A 20,549-nucleotide genomic window follows, 5' to 3' on the forward strand; every position below is an offset into this window, starting at 1 on the left:
CACCGGAAGGTGACGGAGGGACAATCCTTTTTTATGTCGAATAATAGAGAGGAAAAACACGGATGAATATCCAGTAGGAGGAAGTTACTGCAATGCTGCAACGGATTTGGAAGTACCGGATGCATTATTTACTCGTCATCCCGCCACTCTTGCTTTGGTTGATTTTCAAAGGAATTCCATTCTTCATGATGCTGTACGGTTCATTTGTCAATTTTGTCATCTTTAAAGGGGTATTCGGCAGCGACTGGGTCGGGTTGGACAATTTCCGTAACCTATTCGATCTGCCTGAATTTACGCCTATCCTAAGAAACACGTTAACGATGAAGCTTCTTTATACGGCTGTCAGCGGCATCTTCGCACTAGGTGCGGCGCTCGCCCTTAGCGGTATAGGGTTCCGTAGGCTCAGAGGCGGATTAGCTGCTTTATTCCTGATCCCTTACTTCATTCCATCAGCGGTTATCGTCTATGTGACGATGCTCACGCTATCGCAGAGCCAATCTCCGTTTGGAATCAAGTCGATGCCGCTTGCGCATTCGGAGCAGTTTCCATGGGTACTGGTTGCGGTAGAAGTAATTAAAACCTGCGGCATTCCCATCCTAATCGCGCTTACGGTGATTGGCGCGAGACAAGCTGCGATGGATAACGGAAGCATACGGGTCCGCAGTACTTATTTGCACCGCAACGTCATTCCGGCAATGAAGGCAGTTACTGCATTCATGCTTATGCAGCTCGGCTCGCTTCTTACGATGGATGCAGAGCTGCAGCGATTACTGCTCAATCCGCTTGTGTATGAGACTGGGGACACGTTGGAAAGCTTCGGCTTTCGAACGGTGTTTATGAACGCCGAGTACAATCTGGCCGGACCGCTTGCCTTATTTCAGTTTATCGTGCAGTTTACATGCTCCCTGCTTGCGTACTTTCTCATTAGAGGTTTGTTTGCGCGTGATTTGTTTCCTTCTACGGGTGGAGCTGCAGCGCTCCGATCAACCGGGAAAGGGAAAAACAGTGCCGGCATCCTCATCAGCGTTGCGTTATCCTCAGCCGTGTTGATCTTGCTGTATTTACTGTTCATTTATCCGTTTACATACGAACTGTCCGGTTCAGCGCTTCATACCTTGCTTTCCCCATACCGCTATGTGATTTACATGATCATGGACTTGGGGGCAGTCACGATCTTCATGATGATTACGGCGGCGCTTGCTTTCCCGCTAACCGTCAAGGATTTGCCGGGCAGAGGGCTGTATAAGCTGTTGCTGCTGGCACTGCTGACCCTCGGCAGCTCAACGTTTCATGAATATTTGTTTTATCGGGATTTACATATGAGCAATACAATATTCCCGTTATTCTTCTCGGGTTTCTACTCCATTCTCCCTATCTTCGTCTTGAAGAGCATCTTTAACAGTAAATACAGCACTCGCAGGGAAGAGGCAGTCGCGGCGGGTCGAGGAGAGACGTTTATCTTCTTTAACGTGTATATGCCTTCGATCTGGAAACCGCTTCTTGCGCTCGGAGCCCTTCATTTCGTCATGCTGTGGAGTTCGTTCACGAAGGCTCTCGTCCACTTGACGAATCCGCAGACGTTTCCGCCGCTTATGACGTTTGCTAACGCAATGAATGAAATCGGCGAAGCCGGACCCGTATATTCGAAGGCTGACCTGCTACTCGCCGGCGCCATCATATCCCTTCCGTCATTGGTGATTCTTCTGCTTATGCGCAGATGGCTCACAGGCGAGGTCATGGTGTCGACGATGAAGAATTTGTAGCTTATAGCATGACAAAGGCGCTCCGAACGGCAGTTTCATACCTGCAGCGGAACGCCTTCTTTATTTTACGTATGGAGTATGCGATATTCCGTCGGGCTTTGCCCCGTTTCTTTGCGAAAGAATTTCGCGAAATGGTTCGTTTCCTTGAACCCGACGTGATCCGCAATTTCCTTGATGCTCTGCGTCGTGCTCGACAGTAGAATCTTAGCTTTATCCACTCGTTTGCGGCTGACGTATTTGAGCGGAGGCACCCCGAAATGCTTCTTGAAATAGGCGATAAAATAATTCGGATGCAGATGAGCCGCCTTCGCCATATCCTCGATGCGCAAATGACCGGCCATATGGCTGTCGATATATTGCTGGATGAACTGAATTCGCTTCAGATCCTCCGAGCGATGCTGCAAAATCGTAATCGGCACATGCTCCAAATAACGCGCAATAATCTCCAGCATAATCGACTTCTCACGCAGACGCGAGATGACGGAATCGCTTTGACGCAGGCTGACCAGCAGCTTGAACAAGGCGGTCATTTCCTCTTGATCGGCAAGGACAATGCGCAGCGGAACGCCGATCCATTGGAATAAGTCGAAGGGACCGATCGATGCCGTGAAGTGGCACCAATACTTGAGGAAAGGCTGTTTGCCTTTGATTACGGAATAGGATTGTTTCGTGAAAGCAGGCATCAAGCAGATCTCGCCAGGGGACGGCAGCATCTCCTGATTATCTACTTTGAGCCAGCCTTCTCCGTCCATAATATAGTAGAGCTTATTATACTCGGGCACGTAATCCATATCGACCCACTCGGTCGTTACTTGTGTTTTGTGAGCGGTGATGACGTCGATTTGAAGGGCGCGCAAGAGATCGGTTAAGGCGTGATCCGCACGTAGTATCGTCATTGGAAGTCTCCCAGCTGTAACGCATTTGAATGATTTTCTCTTATCATAGAGCATTTCGCCCGTTCATGAAACCGCAATCTTAGTTTTAGCACCTTCATTCTTATTTCTAGCCATTACAACGCCGGCTGCATCCTCCTATAATCAAGTTGAAGAAGTAATCTTATAGGAGGCTCAACCGAAATGACGACTGCACAACCCCTTTTGTTGACAGATGAACAACTGAAATCTTTTATAACAGATGGCTTTCTTATTCTAAAAACAGACTTCCCGCGTGAATTTCACGAGCGCTTAGTAGAGCAGCTCAATACGATTTATGATACCGAAGGCAACCCGGGCAACAACATTTTGCCGCGAATTCGCGACTTGCAGCGCGTATTTGAGAACCCGGTTATCACGGGGGCGCTGACCAGCGTGCTTGGGCCGAATTATTTGCTCCACACGCACAGACATGGTCATTACAACTCGGTACCGAAGCCGGGCGGCTGGCACAAAGACAGCTACTGGGGCTATAACCGGTTGCGTAATCATCACCCATGGTGGGCGATGATTATGTACTTCCCGCAAGATACGCCGATTGAACTTGGGCCAACAGGTGTGATGCCTGGCACGCAATATCAAGACAGCCGCACCTTTGCATCGGATGAAACGGCAGAGGAAGCGACGGCAAACGGAGAAGCGGGAACCTTTGCGCTGATCCACTACGATATTTGGCATCGTTCGACGCCGAACTTGATCGGCAAGCCGCGCTTTATGCTGAAATTCGAATTCATGCGTACGGAAGCTCCGCAATCGCCGACGTGGGACAATCAAGAGCAGTCCTGGGCTGCTGTTGCAGGAGATGAGAGCAACAATCCGATTGCCGAAGAGGTTTGGAACTGGCTGTCTGGCCGGACTGCGGCGCTTGCGGGCACGAAGCCTGCGGATGCTGCAGAAATTGCCAGCCTTGCAGCTCGTTTGAACGGAAGCGAAGAGCAGGATGCTTTGGATGCCGCCTACGAACTTGCGACAAGAGGTGAAGCAGGCATTCAAGCGTTGCTAGGCGCACTTGAGCAAGAGAAGAAAGTATCCCGTATCGCTTCTTACGGATTGTCCGTAGCCGGCGAGGAAGCGGTCGAAGGATTGCTTCAAGCGCTTCGCGCCGAGAATGAAGATGTCGTTAACCATGCCATCTTCGCATTGTCGGAGCTAAGAGGGTACGCAGATCGGGCTGTTTCTCACGTAGCGGCTCAACTGGATCATCCATCCGCGAAAATCAGACGCACGGCAGTTGACGCCCTTGGTATCATCAGCGCGAATGCCAAGCTGGTCGTACCTGCGCTGATCAAAGGCTTGCAGGATGAGGATACGCAGGTTCGCTTCACGGCAGGACTGTCGCTTGTGCGAATCGGCAAGGACGCAGCAGAAGCTGTTCCGGCATTGGCAGAGCAGCTGTCGCACGAGAACCGTTACGTGCGCGGCCACGCACTAGAAGCGCTGCGCTATATCGGCACGCCTGAAGCCCATGAAGTGCTGATTCAAGAGTTGTTCAATACACGCTGGTGCTCGGATACAACGCCTGCGAGCACGTTCTAAATACAAATAACAATTGAGAATCCCTCTTCGGAGGGATTTTTTTGTTGTCATTCAAAAGAACGATAGATTTCGTCTATCATTTGCATAGAAACAACAATATTGATCTATTATTTTGAATCTCATAGAATGGGGCAACAGGAGCCATAACGGCTTCGGTTGATAATGAAGCAGCCATTGATGGGAGGATAAATAGATGAAACAGAACGATAGGATTACCGGTTCAGAGGCTCTTATCCGAAGTTTGCTGCTTGAAGGCGTGGAGTGCGTGTTTGGGATTCCGGGAGGAAGCGTCCTAAACATTTATGACGCATTTCATGAGCGGCCACAGTTTAAGCATATTTTATCTCGTTATGAACAAGGGGCGATCCATGCTGCGGACGGCTATGCGCGTGCAACGGGTAAAGTTGGGGTTTGCTTTGCGACATCAGGCCCTGGGGCAACGAATCTGGTTACGGGGATCGCCACTGCACATATGGACTCTGTTCCGTTGGTTGTTATTACGGGGAACGTTTCAACAGCTTTACTTGGTACGGATGCTTTTCAGGAAGCGGATATCACCGGCATTACGATGCCGATTTCGAAGCACAGCTATTTAGTTCGTGACGTCAATGAGCTGCCGAAGATTATTCATGAAGCCTTTTATATTGCATCCACTGGACGGAAAGGCCCGGTAATCATCGATATTCCAAAGGATGTAACCAGTCAAATGATGAACTTTCAATCTCCGACGGGCACGCCAATGGTCAGGGGATATCATCCGGACATTCAACCGAGTATGACGCAAATCGAGAAGTTGCTCGTCGCAATCGGAGAAGCCGAACGTCCCGTCATTCTGGCCGGCGCCGGCGTTATCTATTCCGATGCAGCCAAGGAATTACTTGAATTTGTCGAGAAAACCCGGATACCCGTTACGACGACATTGCTTGGATTAGGCGGATTTCCGAGCGCGCATGAATTATGGATGGGCATGCCCGGCATGCACGGAACTTTAACAGCCAATAGAGCGTTACAAAATTGCGATCTTCTCATCAGTATTGGAGCACGTTTTGACGACAGAGTTACGATGAAAACCAGCGGATTTGCTCCTAAGGCTACAACGATCGCACATATCGATATTGATCCGGCTGAAATTGGGAAAATCGTTGAAACGGCCATTCCTTGTATCGGCGATGTGAAATCCGTACTTCAACAGGCGAATCTTCATCATACGAAACCGAGCCAATCCGAAGCGTGGGTGTCCGAAATACAAGCAAACAAAAGGAAGTACCCTCTTCGTTACACGAATTCGGAAGTGCCGTTAAAACCACAATTCGTCATTGAAATGATCAGCGAAACGACCGATGGCGAAGCAGTCGTCACAACGGACGTAGGTCAACATCAAATGTGGGCGGCTCAATTTTATAAGTTTAAGCACCCGCGTTCGTTAATTACTTCAGGTGGGCTAGGGACGATGGGCTTTGGTTTACCGTCTGCGATAGGAGCGCAAGTAGGTCTCCCGGACCGAGTCGTAGTTTCCGTCAATGGTGACGGCGGGTTTCAAATGTGCGCACAAGAGCTTGCCATTTGCGCGGCTCATAACATTCCCGTGAAGATCGTCATTCTGAATAATCAGGTACTCGGGATGATAAGGCAATGGCAAGAAATTATTTATGACAATCGATTTAGCCACATGGACCTCTCCGGCAGCCCGGATTTCGTGAAATTGGCCGAAGCCTATGGCGTTAAAGGGCTCAGGGCATCCAATCAAGAAGAGGCTCGCCTTGTATGGAACGAAGCTCTGGAAACACCGGGACCCGTACTTATCGATTTTGTCGTCAATCAGGAAGAGAATGTTTATCCGATGGTTACGCCCGGTTCCACGATCGATGACATGATTATGGGGGATGAATCATGAAACGTCACACGATTTCTGTTCTTGTAAACAACCATCCAGGTGTGCTGCAGCGAGTTGCCGGATTATTCGGACGCCGTGGTTTCAACATTGACAGTATAACGGTAGGCCAATCGGAAGAAGCAGGATTGTCCCGTATGATCATTTTGACATCCGGCGATGATAAAATGCTCGATCAAGTGAACAAACAGCTTTATAAACTTATCGATGTTATTCATATTGATGATTTAACCTCGCATCCACTGGTCGATCGCGAGCTTGCACTTATCAAAGTAAGCGCGCTGTCCAAAGTGAAACCGCAGATAATAAGTATTGTGGAGTCCTTTCGTGCTTCAATAGTCGATATTGGCGTAGAGAGTCTCATTGTTCAAGTTGTTGGCGAACAAGATAAAATAGCTTCTTTAATCGAGCTGCTGCGACCATATGGGATCTTGGAGCTGACCCGTACAGGTGTGACGGCTATGAATCGTGGAGAGTGATCGAACAAGTGATGCAAGTCAAGCAAAGACATTCAGCCTAGGTGCGGTACACTGCCGAATCTAGGCTCTTTTTCTTCCCACAAAGTTTATAGCGATCATGTACAATAGAACTAGATTGTGTGTGAGAGACGTTTATCCATAGCCGGAGGGGAAGAAGATGAGCATTGTAATCGAAGAAGCCACCATAGCTGAAATGCAGGCTGCGATGGAAAACGGTGAAATCACATCCAGAGAATTAGTTCTCAACTACATGGAGCGCATTGCTGATCATGACAAGAATGGCCTTACTATTAATTCTGTGCTTGAGTTGAATCCCGATGCCTTGTTTATCGCGGATGCACTTGACGCCGAGCGAGCGAATCGCGGAGCTAGAGGTCCGCTGCACGGCATTCCGATCCTGCTGAAGGACAATATTAATACCGGTGACAAAATGCACACAAGCGCAGGCTCGCTCGCACTTGCAACCCTCTATGCCGGTGAAGATGCTTTCATTGTGAAGCAGCTTCGTGAAGCGGGGGCAGTCCTACTGGGCAAAGCGAATATGACGGAGTTTGCGAATTTTATGACAGAAGGTATGCCCTCCGGATACAGCTCCCGAGGTGGACAAGTACTAAATGCGTATAATATATCGACGCCTACCGGTGGGTCAAGCTCTGGTTCGGGCGTTGCGGTCTCTTGTAATTTCTGCATGGCGGCAATCGGCACGGAAACGTCCGGTTCCATTATCAATCCCGCCAATTTGAGCTCTACCGTTGGCATCAAGCCGACGGTTGGACTCGTAAGCCGCACAGGTATTCTCCCGCTTTCCAATAGCCAGGATACGGCGGGCCCGATGGCACGAACCGTTACGGATGCTGTCTTGCTGCTCGATGCGTTGGTGCAGGTGGACGAGGCAGATCCGGCGATGGGCAGCAGTTTAGGGAAACGTCAGACGGACTACGCACAGTATCTTGAGTTAGGCGGATTGGAGGGGGCTCGCATCGGTGTTCCGAGCGATTATTATTTTGAAGAGTTAACGCCGGAGCAGCTCGTTATCTTCGATCAAGCACTAAGTACGATGCGTGAGCTAGGTGCCGAAATTATTGAACCAGCCAATATTCCCACTGCTAGGCAAATTGTCTATTCCTCCGTTATCATGAATGAGTTCAAAGCCTCCCTTCATGCGTATCTGTCGGCGCTGCCTGCCGATGCGCCTGTTCGCTCCTTGGCGGAGATCATCGCGTTCAATGAAGCGCATCCCGAGGAAACGTTGAAATACGGCCAATCCTTGCTGCTGCTCGCTGAAAATAACACTTCCGGGACATTAACGGAGACACAATATTTAAGGGATCGACTAACGGACCTTCGGCTGTGCCAAGTGGAAGGCATCGATGCCGTTATGCGAGAACATCGTCTGGATGCCTTGTTGTTCCCGGCGGACTTTGGCTCACGCATAACGGCCCGGGCCGGGTATCCATCCATTATTGTCCCTGCTGGCTACACCTCGGCCGGCGTCCCGTTCGGCGTTACGTTCTCAGGGAAGGCATACAGCGAACCGCGGCTGATTCAACTGGCGTACGCCTATGAGCAGCGCAGCAAGGTGCGTAAGGCGCCTTCATTGAAGAGTTTTATATAGGGATTGAAGGGGGCTGTCTCCAAAGCGCGCATGGCGACTTTGGAGACAGTCTCTCTTTGCGTTGAAGTAGATGATTGGGGGATGGAAAGCGGTCGAATACGATGAGAGGTACGGGGTACCGCTCAAGAGTGGGAGAATGTAGCATGCCCAGGATGCTACGTCTGCTTGTGCAATGTAAATCTTCATAATGCCAAAAAAGAGCTAAGCGCACTTAAGCCGCTTAGCTCCTTTCTCATCATGCAATCTAACTCAAGTTCTGCAGTGTCGGCATACCGTCCTGCGCGCCGAATACGGTTACGGAGTAGGAGGCTGCTTTGACAGCGAGCGGTAGCGTTTGGTCAAGCGGCCAGCCGCTTGCGATGCCGAAGCAGAGCGCTGCATTAAACGAATCTCCGGCACCGGTCGTGTCCACGACTTTCACGATCGGGGCAGCCACGGTGACGATGCCATCAGCATTGGCGCACGAAATGCCATGTTTACCGCGTGTAACAATCAACGTTTGGTGCGGATAGCGTTTCTGCCAATCGGTCATTCGTTCGAACAGCTGCTCCTCCGAAGTGATCGACACCCCGCAATACAACTCAAACTCAGTCTCGTTCGGCGTAAAATAATCCGCCATCGCAATTTGCTCTTCCGTAAGCGGAAGGGCAGGGGCCGGGTTCAGAACCGTGGGCACGCCGGCTTCGCGTGCAATCCGCAGCGCCGTCTCTACAGCGGGCATCGGGATTTCCAACTGAACGATGAGCATATCCGATTGTTGGATCAATTCGGCATGCGCCGTGATGCTTTCAGCACTATTTTGCCCGTTTGCGCCAGGCACGATGACGATGCAATTATCCTCTGACGTATGCATGATGGTCGCCGTGCCAGTCGAAGCACCTTCAAGCACTGAGATGGCTTCCGTATGCACACCGAAATTCCGCATCCGTTCCATAATTTCCGATCCGAAGGCATCCCCGCCAACGGCACCGATCATCTTAACCTCTGCGCCGAGCCGTGCACAGCCGACGGCTTGGTTAGCGCCTTTTCCACCGGAAATGTAGTGGATTTCATCGCCTTGCACGGTTTCGCCAACCTTCGGCATCCGCTGCATTTTGAGAACGAGGTCCATATTCAAGCTTCCTGCTACCGATATCTTGGGCTGCTTTGCCACAATGGTCATCCTTTCCTGCGAAGCTGATGTAAGCGTTTCTATCATTTCCTGAATATAGCATGTGCTAAATTGAAGCGTCAATGCGTCGTAGTGATATTCAAACAATAAAAAAAACCTTGAGCGCAAGGCTCAAGGTTCTCTTCTATGACTCTATTCTATGATACATTATGTATATATGGTCGGGACGACACGATTTGAACATGCGACCCCCTGGTCCCAAACCAGGTGCTCTACCAAGCTGAGCTACGTCCCGAGGCAAGTGGTGCCGGCGAGAGGATTCGAACCCCCGACCTACTGATTACAAGTCAGTTGCTCTACCAACTGAGCTACACCGGCGCGCGTTTTTACCGAAACACAAGACGTATCTTACCACAGAAAAAATAATTTATGCAAGTCCCTTTTTTAAAAATTATTGTTCGTCCAATGAATTCGATTCTGCTCATCGATCGTGAAGCCGAACTTGGTGTAGAAGTGTCTGAGCCTCTCCAGATGCTCCTTATGTTCGGCGGCCTGCATACGTCCCTCGATATGACGAATATTCGCCTCCACAGCCCGCGTTAATAACTGTTCCATCATTAATGAACCGTAGCCTTGATTGATTTTCTCCCCCAGAATGCGAATGTATTGGAGATTCCAAGCGCACCGACCTTCAATCGAAGTGATGTACATATTGAGGTCATTTTGATGACGTTTGGTCGCAATACCTGATGCAAACACAATTCTCGCATGGATATCAAAGCCCTTATTCGGGGAGTACAGAATAGCGGTATCGCCTTGCCGCGTTTGCACAATCCGGTGTACGTAACAATTGTCGTTTGAAATGAGCTCCATCTGCCTATGAATGCAGTTTTCGATCATCATCAGTGACCTCCCGGTTTGGATGAGCCTACCTGTATGTACATATTATTGTCTACCCGAATAAGAAATGACAACCTATTGCCATATCGACGAAAGAGGCCGAATAAACTGAACTAAGAAGTAAAGTGACATGGCGAAGGGGTGGCCCAAATGAGCGGCGAACAATCGGTCTCCGGCGCGGAGGAGCTGCTTGCGAAGGATCGGAAGTATGTATGGCATCATATTTCGCCTCATAATGACAATCCGCTGATTTTTGTTTCCGGGGATGGCTGCTGGATCACAGATGCGGAGGGCAAAAGGTATTTCGACGGCATGTCGGGACTCTGGTGCGTGAATGTCGGTCATGGCAGAGAGTCGATTGCGCGGGCTGCATATGAGCAGATGAAGACGATTGCGTACTCGCCTATGATGCAATCGCATGTTCCGGCAATTGAGCTGGCGGAGAAGATCAACGAATGGCTGGGCAGCGATTATCGTATTTTCTATTCCAATTCCGGCTCGGACGCGAACGAAGTAGCTTTCAAGATTGCTAGGCAGCATTTTCATCAAAATGGGGAGCCGACCCGCCATAAGTTTATTGCCAGGCATCGTGCCTATCACGGAAGCTCCTTCGGTGCTCTAAGCGCAACCGGCCAAGCGCAGCGCAAGCTGAAGTATGAGCCGCTTGGTGCAGGCTTCGAGCATGTGCCGCCGCCGTATTGCTATCGCTGCCCGTATGGACAAACCTACGGCAGCTGCAAGCTGGAGTGTGCCGATGCGATTGAGGATGCGATTAATTGGGAAGGCGCGGATTCCGTCGCAGGCGTCATCATGGAGCCGGTCATTACCGGTGGCGGCATGATCGTGCCGCCGCCTGAATATTTGCCGAAGGTGCGCGAGATTTGTGATAAGTATGGCGTACTGCTCATCATGGATGAGGTCATCTGTGGATTCGGCCGATCGGGTGAGCGATTCGGTCATCACAACTACGGCGTAGTGCCGGACATCGTAACGATGGCGAAAGGGCTGACCAGCGGTTATTCACCACTCTCGGCGACGGCTGTGCGTGCGAGCTTGTATGACAGTTTCAAAGTGAAAGAGGCCAACAGCCACTTCCGGCATGTGAATACATTTGGCGGCAATCAAGTATCGTGCGCGGTCGCGCTGGCCAACTTGACGATTCTGGAAGAGGAACGGTTGGTGGAAAGGTCGGCTTATCTGGGGCAAGAGCTTGGTCAGCGCCTTCAAGTCCTTCGCACGAATCCATATGTCGGCGACATTCGCTTGTTCGGCTCGGCATTCGGCATTGAGCTTGTGGAAGATCAAGCGTCGAAGCACCCGGCTGCGGCAGACAAGGTGCTTGCCGTCATTGGAGAGTGCAGGTGCCGCGGCTTACTCGTCGGGAAGAACGGCGACACGGTTCCGGGCTTCAACAACATCATTACCCTATGTCCGCCGCTGATTACATCGGATGAAGAACTTGCCTTTATAGCGGAAACCATAATCGCGGCAATCGAGGCTCTAGCAACTACTCAACCAGCCGGTTGAACGAGAAAGGAGTCGAAGGGGCATGACAGCATCCGGGAGCTTGGCGATCAACAGAGAGCGACTGCATCGCAGAATCGACGAATTGGCCCAAATCGGCAAGCTTGGCGACACCGGCGTATGCCGGCTCGCGCTGTCGGAAGAGGATTTGCAAGGTGTACGGCTTGTTAAACGTTGGATGGAAGAAGCGGGATTGCAGGCACGAATCGATGCATTCGGCAATTTATTCGGGCGGCTCGAGGGCCGCGATCCCGGTAAGCCGCTGCTGATGGCCGGATCGCATATTGACTCGCAGCCCTATGGCGGACGATTCGATGGCGTCATCGGTGTACTCGGCGCGCTTGAAGCTGTGCAGACCCTGACAGAGCAAGGCGTTATACCGGAGATGCCCATTGAAATTGCTGCCTTCTGCGATGAGGAGGGCTGTCGGTTCAATAAGGGTTTGTTCGGTGTACGGGGCATCACCGGAAAGCTGGAGGACGGGGAGCTTGAGCGGACGGATGCTGCCGGTGTGACAAGACGCGAAGCGCTTGTGCAATTCGGCGGCGACCCGAATGGATTCGAAGCGGCTCGCTATCGCGAAGGGGCTGTAGGGGCATTTCTGGAGCTGCATATCGAGCAGGGGCCGGTGCTGGAAGCAATGGGGCATCCGATCGGCATAGTGAGCGGGATATCGGGTCCACTCTGGCTGACGGTCGAGATGACGGGTTTTGCGGGACATGCCGGATCCGTGCCGATGCCGATGCGCAGAGACGCTTTGGTCGGGGCTGCCAGTGTCATTACGGCGCTGAATGCGCTGGCGCGCTCAGAGCCCGGAGCGCCGACAGTCGGAACGGTTGGCGCTCTGACGGTATTCCCGAACTCCCGCAACATCATTCCGGAGAAAGTGACGTTCACGATTGATCTCCGGGATATCGACATGGAGCGGCGGAGAGCGCGCGAGTCGCAGCTGTGGCGGATTCTGGAGGAGACGGCGAGCGAGCATGGTTTGACCTATACGGTACGCGAAGATACGAACAGCGAGGCCAGATATTGCGCGGAGCGAATCAAGCAAGTGATGCATGCAGAAGCGGCTCAGCTGCTTGCCTACACGCCGCCTGAGCTGATGAGCGGGCCGTTTCATGATTCGCTGGCCATGTCGCATGTGTGCGATTATGGGATGATTTTTGTCCGGTGCAAGGATGGAATCAGTCATAATCCCTTGGAATATTCCACGCCGGAAGATATCGAGCTTGGTGTAGAGCTGCTGTATCGCACGATTGTGCGCATGTCTTCCGTCGATGGGGAAGAGAGAGGGGGATAAGCCTTGTTTATTTCTGCTGAAACGTTAAAGCGAAATTTTGCCGAAGTCAAGGCGGGGATGAGGCCGAAGGAAGCCGTCGAAGAATCGAACCGCTGTCTCTATTGCTACGACGCCCCTTGCATACAGGCTTGTCCGACAGGCATCAACATTCCCTCTTTCATTAAAAAAATCGCAACCGGCAACCTGACCGGCTCGGCCCGCACCATCATGGACGCGAATCCCGTTGGCGCCAGCTGCTCGCGCGTTTGCCCGACAGAAGAGCTTTGCGAAGGCGCATGCGTGCTGAATCATTCCTCCAAGCCGATCCGGATCGGCGACTTGCAGCGTTATGCAACCGATTGGGCGATCAAGAACGAGCAGCAGTTATTCACAGCCGGCGCACGCAACGGGCGTTCCGTTGCAGTCGTAGGTGGCGGGCCGGCAGGATTATCGGCTGCGCGGGAGCTGGCTCGTTTCGGATTTGCGGTGACGGTATTTGAAGCAAAGGAGCAGGCAGGCGGATTAAACACGTATGGAATCGTGTCCTTCCGGCTGCCGCAGCCGATTGCTCTGTGGGAGGTCGAGCAAGTGCGCCGGTTAGGCGTCGATATCCGGACAAATACGGCAGTCGGTCGAGACATCTCTGCTGAGGAATTGCTTGCCGGCTATGATGCGGTGTTACTGTCTGCGGGCATGTCGAAGGTGCCGATGCTGGGCATTCCCGGCGAAGAGCTTGCAGGCGTATATGATGCGATCGAGTTGGTTGAGTTAACCAAAGTGTCGCTCACGGCAGAGCTTAGCGGCCGCAATGTCGTCGTCATCGGCGCAGGCAATACGGCAATTGATGCGGCAACTTGCTCCGTGCGAATGGGTGCATCTCGCGTGGAGATCTGTTATCGCCGCTCACAGCAGGAGATGACGGCGTACGAGTTTGAGTATGAGTTTGCTAAGAGCGACGGTGTTGCCTTTCGCTGGCTGACTGCGCCGCTTCGGATTATTGGCGATGAGCAGGGTCGTGTGAAGGGGATCGAATGTATCCGTATGAAGCTTGAAGCGTCTGAGGAAGGCGGCAGAGCTCGGCCAGTAGCGATACCGGGCAGTGAGTTCACCATTGAAGCAGATGCGGTAGTCAAAGCGATCGGACAGTCCAGGCATGTTTCGTTGGTCGATCAGTTTGGCCTCGCGCATAGACGTGGGATCGTGACAGTTGATCCTGCGACCTATTTAACCTCTAACCCTCGTATTTACGCGGCTGGCGATATTATTTTCGGCGATGGGCAAGGCGAAGCGATGGTCGTATCGGCCGCGCAGCAAGGGAAGCTTGCTGCTTATGCGATCTACCGTCAGCTCGTGGCGGACCAGGTGTAAATTCCAAAGAGAGGCAGGGCGATCGAATGGCTGATTTACGCATTAATTTGGCAGGCATCGAATCACCGAACCCGTTCTGGCTTGCTTCCGCTCCGCCTACGAATACCGGTTATCAGGTGCAGCGTGCTTTTGAAGCTGGCTGGGGAGGAGCGGTATGGAAGACGCTCGGCGATCCCATTATCAACACATCGTCTCGGTTCGCCGCCGTTCATTTTAACGGTCAACGAGTGGCAGGCTTTAACAATATCGAGCTGATTACGGATCGTCCGCTGGAAGTGAATCTGAAGGAAATCGCAGAGACGAAGAAGCTGTTCCCCGATCGCGCGCTAGTCGTGTCACTTATGGTGGAGCCGAAGCGGGATAAATGGCATGAAATCGTGAAGAAGGTGGAAGCCGTCGGCGTCGACGGGCTGGAGCTGAATTTCGGCTGCCCGCATGGCATGGCCGAACGGGGGATGGGCTCTGCGTCAGGACAGCAGCCTGACTTAGTTGAGAAGCAAACCTACTGGGCGAAGGAAGCGGCACGCACGCCGGTCATCGTGAAGTTGACGCCGAACATTACGGATATTACGGCAACGGCTCTTGCTGCCGTTAGAGGCTGTGCGGATGCGATTTCGCTTATCAACACGATTAATTCGCTTGCGGGCGTCGATCTTGACACATGGAATACGATTCCGCATGTCGGCGGAAAAGGTTCGCATGGCGGATATTGCGGTCCTGCGGTGAAGCCGATCGCGCTGAATATGGTAGCGGAATGCGCAAGGCATCCGCGTATTGATGTGCCGATCTCCGGCATCGGGGGCATCTCGGATTGGCGGGATGCGGTCGAGTTTATGCTGATGGGCGCAACAGGCGTGCAGATCTGTACGGCCGCGATGCACCACGGTTTTCGAATCGTGGATGATATGATTGACGGCTTGAATAATTACCTCGACAGTAAAGGCATTGCGAGTGTCAGCGAGCTGACCGGTCGTTCTGTGGAGCGCTACACCGAGTGGGGTAACCTGGATTTGAACTATGCCGTAACGGCGCAAATCGATACTGAAACATGCATTTCGTGCAACAAATGTTATATCGCCTGCGAGGATACGTCTCATCAATGCATCGACCGATTAACGGATGACGCGGGACGGAGTTACTTGAAGGTGCGGGAAGAAGACTGCGTCGGCTGCAATTTATGCGCGATCGTCTGTCCTGTCGAAGGTGCAATTGAAATGATCGAGCAGCCTGCAACCGGCATCTCCATGTCGTGGAATGAGCGTCAGGCGGCGATTGCGATGCTTAAGCAGCGAAAGGAGGCATGAGCAGTATGGCCAAAATTATCACGAACGGGACCCTAGTAACCGCAGCAGATATCAGCCGCGCAGATCTACTAATCGAGAACGGGCTCATAACGGCAATCGGCAGCGACTTGCTTCGGTTAGCGCCTCAAGCAGAGGTCATTGACGCTGCGGGCTGCTATCTGTTTCCCGGCGGAGTCGATCCCCATACGCATCTGGATATGCCTTTCGGCGGTACGATTACGGCTGATGATTTCGAGACAGGCACAAGAGCAGCGGCATATGGCGGCACGACGACGATCATCGATTTCTGCCTGACAGACAAAGGAAAGCCGCTCAGCAGCGCAATCCGTACATGGCATGAGAAAGCGAAAGCGAAGGCCGTCATAGATTACGGCTTTCATCTCATGATCAGTGAAATAACGGATGAGGTGCTGGAAGAATTGCCTTCCATCATCAACAATGAAGGGATCACCTCGTTCAAAGTGTTTATGGCGTATAAAAACGTCCTTCAAGCCGATGACGGCATTCTGTACCGTACATTGCTCAGCGCCAAGGAGCATGGCGCCTTGGTTATGGTGCATGCGGAGAATGGCGATGTCATCGACTATTTGATCCGGCAGGCATTAGCCCAAGGCCATACAGAGCCGATCTACCATGCATTGACGCGTCCTTCCGTGCTGGAAGGGGAGGCGACGGGCCGAGCTGTCCGGTTGACCGGATTAGCGGATTCGCAGCTGTACGTCGTGCATGTCACATGTGAGGAAGCGGTTCGACAAATCGCGGAAGGACGGCTAGAGGGACTGCGAGTGTGGGGAGAGACATGTCCGCAATATTTGCTTCTCGATATCTCGTACTTGGAGAAACCGGATTTTGAAGGGGCGAAATACGTCTGGTCGCCTCCGCTCCGCGCGAAGGAACATCAAGCGGCATTATGGAATGCACTCAAGAACGGGCAGCTGCAGACGGTCGGTTCCGATCAATGTTCCTTTAATTTCAACGGACAGAAGGAGCTTGGCTTAGGCGATTTCAGCAAAATACCAAACGGCGGACCGATCATCGAGGACCGTTTCAGCCTGCTCTATTCCGAGGGAGTCGAGAAAGGCAGACTCAGTCTCAATCAGTTTGTTGACATTATTGCGACCAGGGCGGCGAAGTTATTCGGCATCTTCCCTCAGAAAGGGACGATTGCCGTCGGCAGCGATGCGGACATCGTCATCTTCGATCCAGCTGTGAAGCGGGTTATTTCTGTCGAAACGCATCATATGAACGTCGATTACAATCCATTCGAGGGGGTAGCTGTAACAGGCGTACCTATTTCCGTTCTTAGTCGCGGGGAGTTTATTATCCGCAATCAGCAGTTTGTCGGCAGTCCGGGAAGCGGTCGATATCTGCGGCGCAATAAGTTCGGAAGTGAGCGCGCGAGCGAGAAAGGGTGAGTCGGCGATATGTCGGAGCACAGCGAATTTCTGGCCGAGAAGGCGGCAATTGACGGGTATTTGGAGCAGGGGTATCGGATTGCAGGCGTCACCGAGGATTTAAGCGGCGACAAATTGTTGCTTGCGCCGCCTCGTGAGGCAGGGAATGCCAAGCTTACAACGCTCCACTTGCGAAATGCCAATGCGCGGAAGTATTGGACCACGCTTTTATTGACCAATGGATTAGAATAACTAGCGCAGCGTCTCGGATTATTCCGAGGCCGGCCGTTGAACAAGTCCAACTTATGATAGGTACAGACTCTTATTTTACTCACCAGAGCCAGTAGTTTATATAAAAGTGTTAATCGGCATACTTCATGAGTTGTACAAATTACACGACAAACCGAGCTTCCTTAGAAAATTAGGTAGTTAACGTGTACTAATTACATTTGAAATACCGATAACCAGCTGTATTCACTTGAAAGTAACGGATGAATTGTACGTCGTACACGTCAACCATCATTTGAGACTAGATAGTAGCAATTGTGTTGTATGCCGTACACGTCATCTTCGAGCCCAGCGACGGGTGATTCATCGTACCTCGACACTTTGGCGCAAAACCAGAGAGCAGGGCCTCAAATAAATCGAATCGCTCTGATCGCTGGAAAACCCAAGATCTTCATTGGCCTCGGATTATTCCGAGGCGTTTTTATTGTGATTCATTGCGTTCCATTACGGATGGATCAAGGAATTAGACTATCGAGGGTCGAAATCGTTAGTCATAAGGATTTCGCAATCTTGTATAACCGGAGAAGGTGATCGCAATAGGCAGCATCGACAAGAGGAATCGTCTGGATGAAGAGGTTTTTACCTATCGGGTGACGAAGGACAATAAGGTGTTCATTTCGTACATGGGAAGGCAAGTTACGTCGTTAGCGGGTAAAGAAGCGGATAAATTTCTATCCCGAATTAGCGGAGTAGATTTCAAAACCGCTCAGTTGGCCATGGCGAAAGTGACGGGTAATTTCAAACGGGGCAACGAGAAGGACAGCAAACGAGAGTAGACCGCATTCCGTTGCCGAAATTCTATGCTTCCACATAGAAGCAGCGACGATACGATATCTTGGGAGGAATCGCACATGAATGTAAAGGTGAAGATCGGTGAATGTGAGCTGGACATGAACGGCCCGTATTTGACGGAGCTGAGGGAATCAAACGATATCCTTAACGATGAGGGAAAACTGCGGGAAAGGCTGAAAGAAGACGGTTATCTGTTCATCCGGGATTTTCATAATCGATCCAAAGTACAGCAGGCAAGGTTGGCATTCCTGCAGCGCATTCATGAACAAGGGAAGCTGATGCCTGGCACGGCGCTGGAAGATGGAATCATCAATGACAATAATAAAGCCGCAGGCTTCCAAGGCAGCGAGAATCAACCGCAGGAGCTGCTTGATGTCGTGAACAGCGATTCGACGATGCAGTTCTTTGAACGTTTTCTGGGCGGCGAATGCATCACGTACGATTACAAATGGGTGCGAGCTGTCGAGACAGGCGGATTTACCGGGGCACATTATGACATTGTCTATATGGGACGCGGAACGAAGAACTTATATACACTTTGGACACCGCTTGACGATATTCCGTATGAACTGGGTGGTCTGGCTATACTGCTCGGGTCCCAGCACTTTGATCGCATTCGCGAAACGTATGGGCAGATGGATGTGGATCGCGACCGCGTGGACGGCTGGTTCTCATCAGATCCGCTCGAGTTGATTAACAAATATGGCGGACGGTGGGCGACTGCGGAGTTTAGGGCGGGGGATGCGATTCTGTTCGGGATGTATACGATGCACGGCTCATTAACGAATCAAACGAACCGTTACCGGTTCAGTGCCGATACAAGGTACCAGCTTAAGTCGGAACCGGTTGATGAGCGCTGGATTGGCGCTAAGCCGAAAGGTCATTATGGCTGGCATGCAGGCCCGACGGTCAGCATGGAAGATGCAAGAGCAAAGTGGGGCGTATAGAATAAACAGGGGGGTCTTTCGTGGTTATAACTGCGAAAGACTCTTTTCTTGTCTTGCGTTCCTATGGTAAATTAGGGGAAGGCTAAGATTTGACAATAGGAAATATAAACAAGCGAGAATATTTGTGAAACGAATGAATTCACATGTCGTATTAGAGAACATGAACGCATACGAACACCATTTTGAGGAGGAAACGAAACATGTCTGTATTTAAACGATTGCGGGACCTAACGTTATCGAACGTATATTCACTTATTGAGAAAGCAGAAGATCCGATTAAACTGACTGATCAATATATCCGCGACATGCAAGAGGATCTGGAGGATGCGGAGAAAGCTGTTGCATCCCAAATCGCAATTGAGAAACGGTTCAAGCAGTTGTACGAGGAACAAGATGCACTCGTTAAGAAACGTGAAGAGCAGGCGCATACAGCTGCTTCCTTGCAGAATATCGAGCTGGCAAGACGTGCGCTGGAAGAGAAGAAAGCAGCTGAGCAGAAGCGTGATGAATACAAAGTCAGCTACGATTCGAATAAAGCGTCCGCGGACAATCTTCGCACCAAGCTGGGTGAAATGCGCGAGCAGCTGACTGAAATGAAGAACAAGCGCGAAACGCTCGTTGCTCGTTACAAAGCAGCGCAAGCGCAAGCGCAGATTAACAAGTCGATGGCTGGTTTCAGCTCCGATACGGCCATGTCAGGTTTGAAGCGTATGGAAGAGAAAATGCTGCAAGCTGAAGCCCAAGCGGAAGCCAGCAATGAAATGAACAGCAAAGCCAAGTCGCTGGACGATGAGTTCGAAGCGCTCGGCAAGAATAAAGCCGTTGACGATGAGCTCGCGGCGCTGATGAAGAAATACGAGAACAAAGAATAACAGGTGGAGCTTAATCCGCAAGTGGCTGTTTAGGGAAGAACGTCTGCCGGCCGGAATCACGCACATTGCTTGATTCCGGGCCCTGCGGCGTTTTTTCTTTGCAGATGGGCTGCGGCACAATGGATGACGGAGGAATAATGGAATGACATTAAATGAGATGGTTGCGATTTTCGTATGGACCGGGGCCGGCGCGGTACTGCTGGTTGTGCTAATGGCGGTCGATTCCTTGTTTACCCGGTATAAGGATTTGGAAGAAATCAAGAAGGGCAACGTAGCGGTGACTAGCCGTTTTGTGATGAAGCTGCTCGCGCAAGCTTATATCCTGTCGCAGTCGATCTCGACTTCGAATCATCTCGGAGAAGCGCTGCTCGTATCCGTCATATCGTTTGTCATCTTATTGCTCGTGGAGAGTATTGTGGAATTCGTCCTTCGCTCCACAGCCGGACTTGACCTCAGTGAAGGCACGAAAGACAACAAGCTGTCGCATGCGCTGCTGGCGGGATCGCTCCACGTGGCAGGCGCGCTGATTATCGGTTCGTGTCTGTAAACTT

18 protein-coding genes and 2 tRNA genes are annotated in these 20,549 nt (G+C 51.4%); 15 read left to right on the forward strand and 5 right to left on the reverse strand.

Annotated features, from left to right (window positions below):
- The first annotated feature begins 92 nt into the window (after window positions 1-92).
- Window positions 93-1,763: a hypothetical protein gene (locus BLW29_RS08100; protein ID WP_090978072.1), complete on the forward strand. Its 1,671-nt coding sequence runs from the start codon at window positions 93-95 to the stop codon at window positions 1,761-1,763.
- 65 nt (window positions 1,764-1,828) lie between these two features.
- On the opposite strand, the gene BLW29_RS08105 is transcribed toward BLW29_RS08100, so the two are convergent.
- Window positions 1,829-2,659, reverse strand: a complete 831-nt coding sequence (locus tag BLW29_RS08105) for an AraC family transcriptional regulator (protein WP_177186536.1) — start codon at window positions 2,657-2,659, stop codon at window positions 1,829-1,831.
- Window positions 2,660-2,839: 180 nt separating this feature from the next.
- On the opposite strand from BLW29_RS08105, the gene BLW29_RS08110 reads away from it, so the two are divergent.
- The 4 genes from BLW29_RS08110 (at window position 2,840) to BLW29_RS08125 (ending at window position 8,216) form a co-directional block, all read left to right on the forward strand.
- Window positions 2,840-4,231 carry a HEAT repeat domain-containing protein gene (locus BLW29_RS08110; protein ID WP_090978076.1) on the forward strand — a complete coding sequence of 464 codons (1,392 nt, stop codon included), beginning with the start codon at window positions 2,840-2,842 and terminating at the stop codon, window positions 4,229-4,231.
- Between the two features lie 193 nt (window positions 4,232-4,424).
- Window positions 4,425-6,125 carry a biosynthetic-type acetolactate synthase large subunit gene (ilvB, locus tag BLW29_RS08115; RefSeq protein ID WP_090978078.1) on the forward strand — a complete coding sequence of 567 codons (1,701 nt, stop codon included), beginning with the start codon at window positions 4,425-4,427 and terminating at the stop codon, window positions 6,123-6,125.
- A complete protein-coding gene (gene ilvN, locus BLW29_RS08120; protein WP_177186537.1) occupies window positions 6,122-6,601 on the forward strand; it encodes an acetolactate synthase small subunit in 480 nt (159 codons plus the stop codon). The genes ilvB and ilvN overlap by 4 nt, the downstream gene beginning before the upstream one ends.
- A gap of 157 nt (window positions 6,602-6,758) precedes the next feature.
- Complete coding sequence (locus BLW29_RS08125; protein ID WP_090978082.1) at window positions 6,759-8,216, forward strand: amidase family protein; 1,458 nt, start codon at window positions 6,759-6,761, stop codon at window positions 8,214-8,216.
- 244 nt (window positions 8,217-8,460) lie between these two features.
- Here BLW29_RS08125 and rbsK read toward each other — a convergent pair whose 3' ends face one another.
- The 4 genes from rbsK to BLW29_RS08145 all read right to left on the reverse strand — a co-directional run bounded on the left by rbsK (window position 8,461) and on the right by BLW29_RS08145 (window position 10,230).
- Complete coding sequence (gene rbsK / locus BLW29_RS08130; protein ID WP_256208443.1) at window positions 8,461-9,369, reverse strand: ribokinase; 909 nt, start codon at window positions 9,367-9,369, stop codon at window positions 8,461-8,463.
- A gap of 176 nt (window positions 9,370-9,545) precedes the next feature.
- Window positions 9,546-9,622 (reverse strand) — tRNA-Pro (locus tag BLW29_RS08135).
- 7 nt (window positions 9,623-9,629) lie between these two features.
- Window positions 9,630-9,705, reverse strand: a tRNA-Thr gene (locus BLW29_RS08140).
- A 66-nt stretch (window positions 9,706-9,771) separates the two neighbouring features.
- The gene (locus BLW29_RS08145; RefSeq protein WP_143044365.1) at window positions 9,772-10,230 is read right to left on the reverse strand and encodes an N-acetyltransferase; all 459 of its coding nucleotides are present in this window, start codon (window positions 10,228-10,230) and stop codon (window positions 9,772-9,774) included.
- A 147-nt stretch (window positions 10,231-10,377) separates the two neighbouring features.
- Here BLW29_RS08145 and BLW29_RS08150 point away from each other — a divergent pair, with 147 nt between their 5' ends.
- The 10 genes from BLW29_RS08150 to BLW29_RS08195 all read left to right on the forward strand — a co-directional run bounded on the left by BLW29_RS08150 (window position 10,378) and on the right by BLW29_RS08195 (window position 20,545).
- On the forward strand, window positions 10,378-11,754 hold the full coding sequence (locus BLW29_RS08150; RefSeq protein ID WP_090978086.1) for an aspartate aminotransferase family protein: 1,377 nt from the start codon (window positions 10,378-10,380) through the stop codon (window positions 11,752-11,754).
- A gap of 22 nt (window positions 11,755-11,776) precedes the next feature.
- Window positions 11,777-13,054: a M20 family metallo-hydrolase gene (locus tag BLW29_RS08155; RefSeq protein WP_090978088.1), complete on the forward strand. Its 1,278-nt coding sequence runs from the start codon at window positions 11,777-11,779 to the stop codon at window positions 13,052-13,054.
- Between the two features lie 3 nt (window positions 13,055-13,057).
- Window positions 13,058-14,401 carry an NAD(P)-dependent oxidoreductase gene (locus BLW29_RS08160; protein ID WP_256208444.1) on the forward strand — a complete coding sequence of 448 codons (1,344 nt, stop codon included), beginning with the start codon at window positions 13,058-13,060 and terminating at the stop codon, window positions 14,399-14,401.
- A gap of 26 nt (window positions 14,402-14,427) precedes the next feature.
- Window positions 14,428-15,705, forward strand: a complete 1,278-nt coding sequence (preA, locus tag BLW29_RS08165; RefSeq protein ID WP_090978090.1) for an NAD-dependent dihydropyrimidine dehydrogenase subunit PreA — start codon at window positions 14,428-14,430, stop codon at window positions 15,703-15,705.
- A 5-nt stretch (window positions 15,706-15,710) separates the two neighbouring features.
- The gene (hydA, locus tag BLW29_RS08170; RefSeq protein ID WP_090978092.1) at window positions 15,711-17,120 is read left to right on the forward strand and encodes a dihydropyrimidinase; all 1,410 of its coding nucleotides are present in this window, start codon (window positions 15,711-15,713) and stop codon (window positions 17,118-17,120) included.
- Window positions 17,121-17,129: 9 nt separating this feature from the next.
- Window positions 17,130-17,351 carry a hypothetical protein gene (locus BLW29_RS08175; RefSeq protein WP_090978094.1) on the forward strand — a complete coding sequence of 74 codons (222 nt, stop codon included), beginning with the start codon at window positions 17,130-17,132 and terminating at the stop codon, window positions 17,349-17,351.
- Window positions 17,352-17,923: 572 nt separating this feature from the next.
- Window positions 17,924-18,163 (forward strand): hypothetical protein, encoded by a 240-nt coding sequence (locus BLW29_RS08180; RefSeq protein WP_090978447.1) that lies wholly within the window; start codon window positions 17,924-17,926, stop codon window positions 18,161-18,163.
- Between the two features lie 75 nt (window positions 18,164-18,238).
- Window positions 18,239-19,126 carry a phytanoyl-CoA dioxygenase family protein gene (locus BLW29_RS08185; protein ID WP_090978097.1) on the forward strand — a complete coding sequence of 296 codons (888 nt, stop codon included), beginning with the start codon at window positions 18,239-18,241 and terminating at the stop codon, window positions 19,124-19,126.
- A gap of 200 nt (window positions 19,127-19,326) precedes the next feature.
- Window positions 19,327-19,998, forward strand: a complete 672-nt coding sequence (locus tag BLW29_RS08190; protein WP_090978100.1) for a PspA/IM30 family protein — start codon at window positions 19,327-19,329, stop codon at window positions 19,996-19,998.
- Window positions 19,999-20,140: 142 nt separating this feature from the next.
- Window positions 20,141-20,545: a DUF350 domain-containing protein gene (locus tag BLW29_RS08195; RefSeq protein ID WP_090978102.1), complete on the forward strand. Its 405-nt coding sequence runs from the start codon at window positions 20,141-20,143 to the stop codon at window positions 20,543-20,545.
- Window positions 20,546-20,549: the final 4 nt, after the last annotated feature.

Source organism: Paenibacillus sp. CF384 (assembly GCF_900106745.1).
Taxonomy (GTDB): Bacteria; Bacillota; Bacilli; order Paenibacillales; family Paenibacillaceae; genus Paenibacillus_Z.

Bases quoted from the DNA above. Each gene is read 5' to 3' on its own strand.
- BLW29_RS08150 (WP_090978086.1), top strand. From the start codon at position 10,378: ATGAGCGGCGAACAATCGGTCTCCGGCGCGGAGGAGCTGCTTGCGAAG.
- preA (WP_090978090.1), top strand. From the start codon at position 14,428: ATGGCTGATTTACGCATTAATTTGGCAGGCATCGAATCACCGAACCCG.
- BLW29_RS08100 (WP_090978072.1), top strand. From the start codon at position 93: ATGCTGCAACGGATTTGGAAGTACCGGATGCATTATTTACTCGTCATC.
- BLW29_RS08125 (WP_090978082.1), top strand. From the start codon at position 6,759: ATGAGCATTGTAATCGAAGAAGCCACCATAGCTGAAATGCAGGCTGCG.
- BLW29_RS08155 (WP_090978088.1), top strand. From the start codon at position 11,777: ATGACAGCATCCGGGAGCTTGGCGATCAACAGAGAGCGACTGCATCGC.
- BLW29_RS08110 (WP_090978076.1), top strand. From the start codon at position 2,840: ATGACGACTGCACAACCCCTTTTGTTGACAGATGAACAACTGAAATCT.
- BLW29_RS08190 (WP_090978100.1), top strand. From the start codon at position 19,327: ATGTCTGTATTTAAACGATTGCGGGACCTAACGTTATCGAACGTATAT.
- ilvN (WP_177186537.1), top strand. From the start codon at position 6,122: ATGAAACGTCACACGATTTCTGTTCTTGTAAACAACCATCCAGGTGTG.
- BLW29_RS08175 (WP_090978094.1), top strand. From the start codon at position 17,130: ATGTCGGAGCACAGCGAATTTCTGGCCGAGAAGGCGGCAATTGACGGG.
- BLW29_RS08105 (WP_177186536.1), bottom strand. From the start codon at position 2,659: ATGACGATACTACGTGCGGATCACGCCTTAACCGATCTCTTGCGCGCC.
- ilvB (WP_090978078.1), top strand. From the start codon at position 4,425: ATGAAACAGAACGATAGGATTACCGGTTCAGAGGCTCTTATCCGAAGT.
- BLW29_RS08185 (WP_090978097.1), top strand. From the start codon at position 18,239: ATGAATGTAAAGGTGAAGATCGGTGAATGTGAGCTGGACATGAACGGC.
- BLW29_RS08195 (WP_090978102.1), top strand. From the start codon at position 20,141: ATGACATTAAATGAGATGGTTGCGATTTTCGTATGGACCGGGGCCGGC.
- BLW29_RS08145 (WP_143044365.1), bottom strand. From the start codon at position 10,230: ATGATGATCGAAAACTGCATTCATAGGCAGATGGAGCTCATTTCAAAC.
- hydA (WP_090978092.1), top strand. From the start codon at position 15,711: ATGGCCAAAATTATCACGAACGGGACCCTAGTAACCGCAGCAGATATC.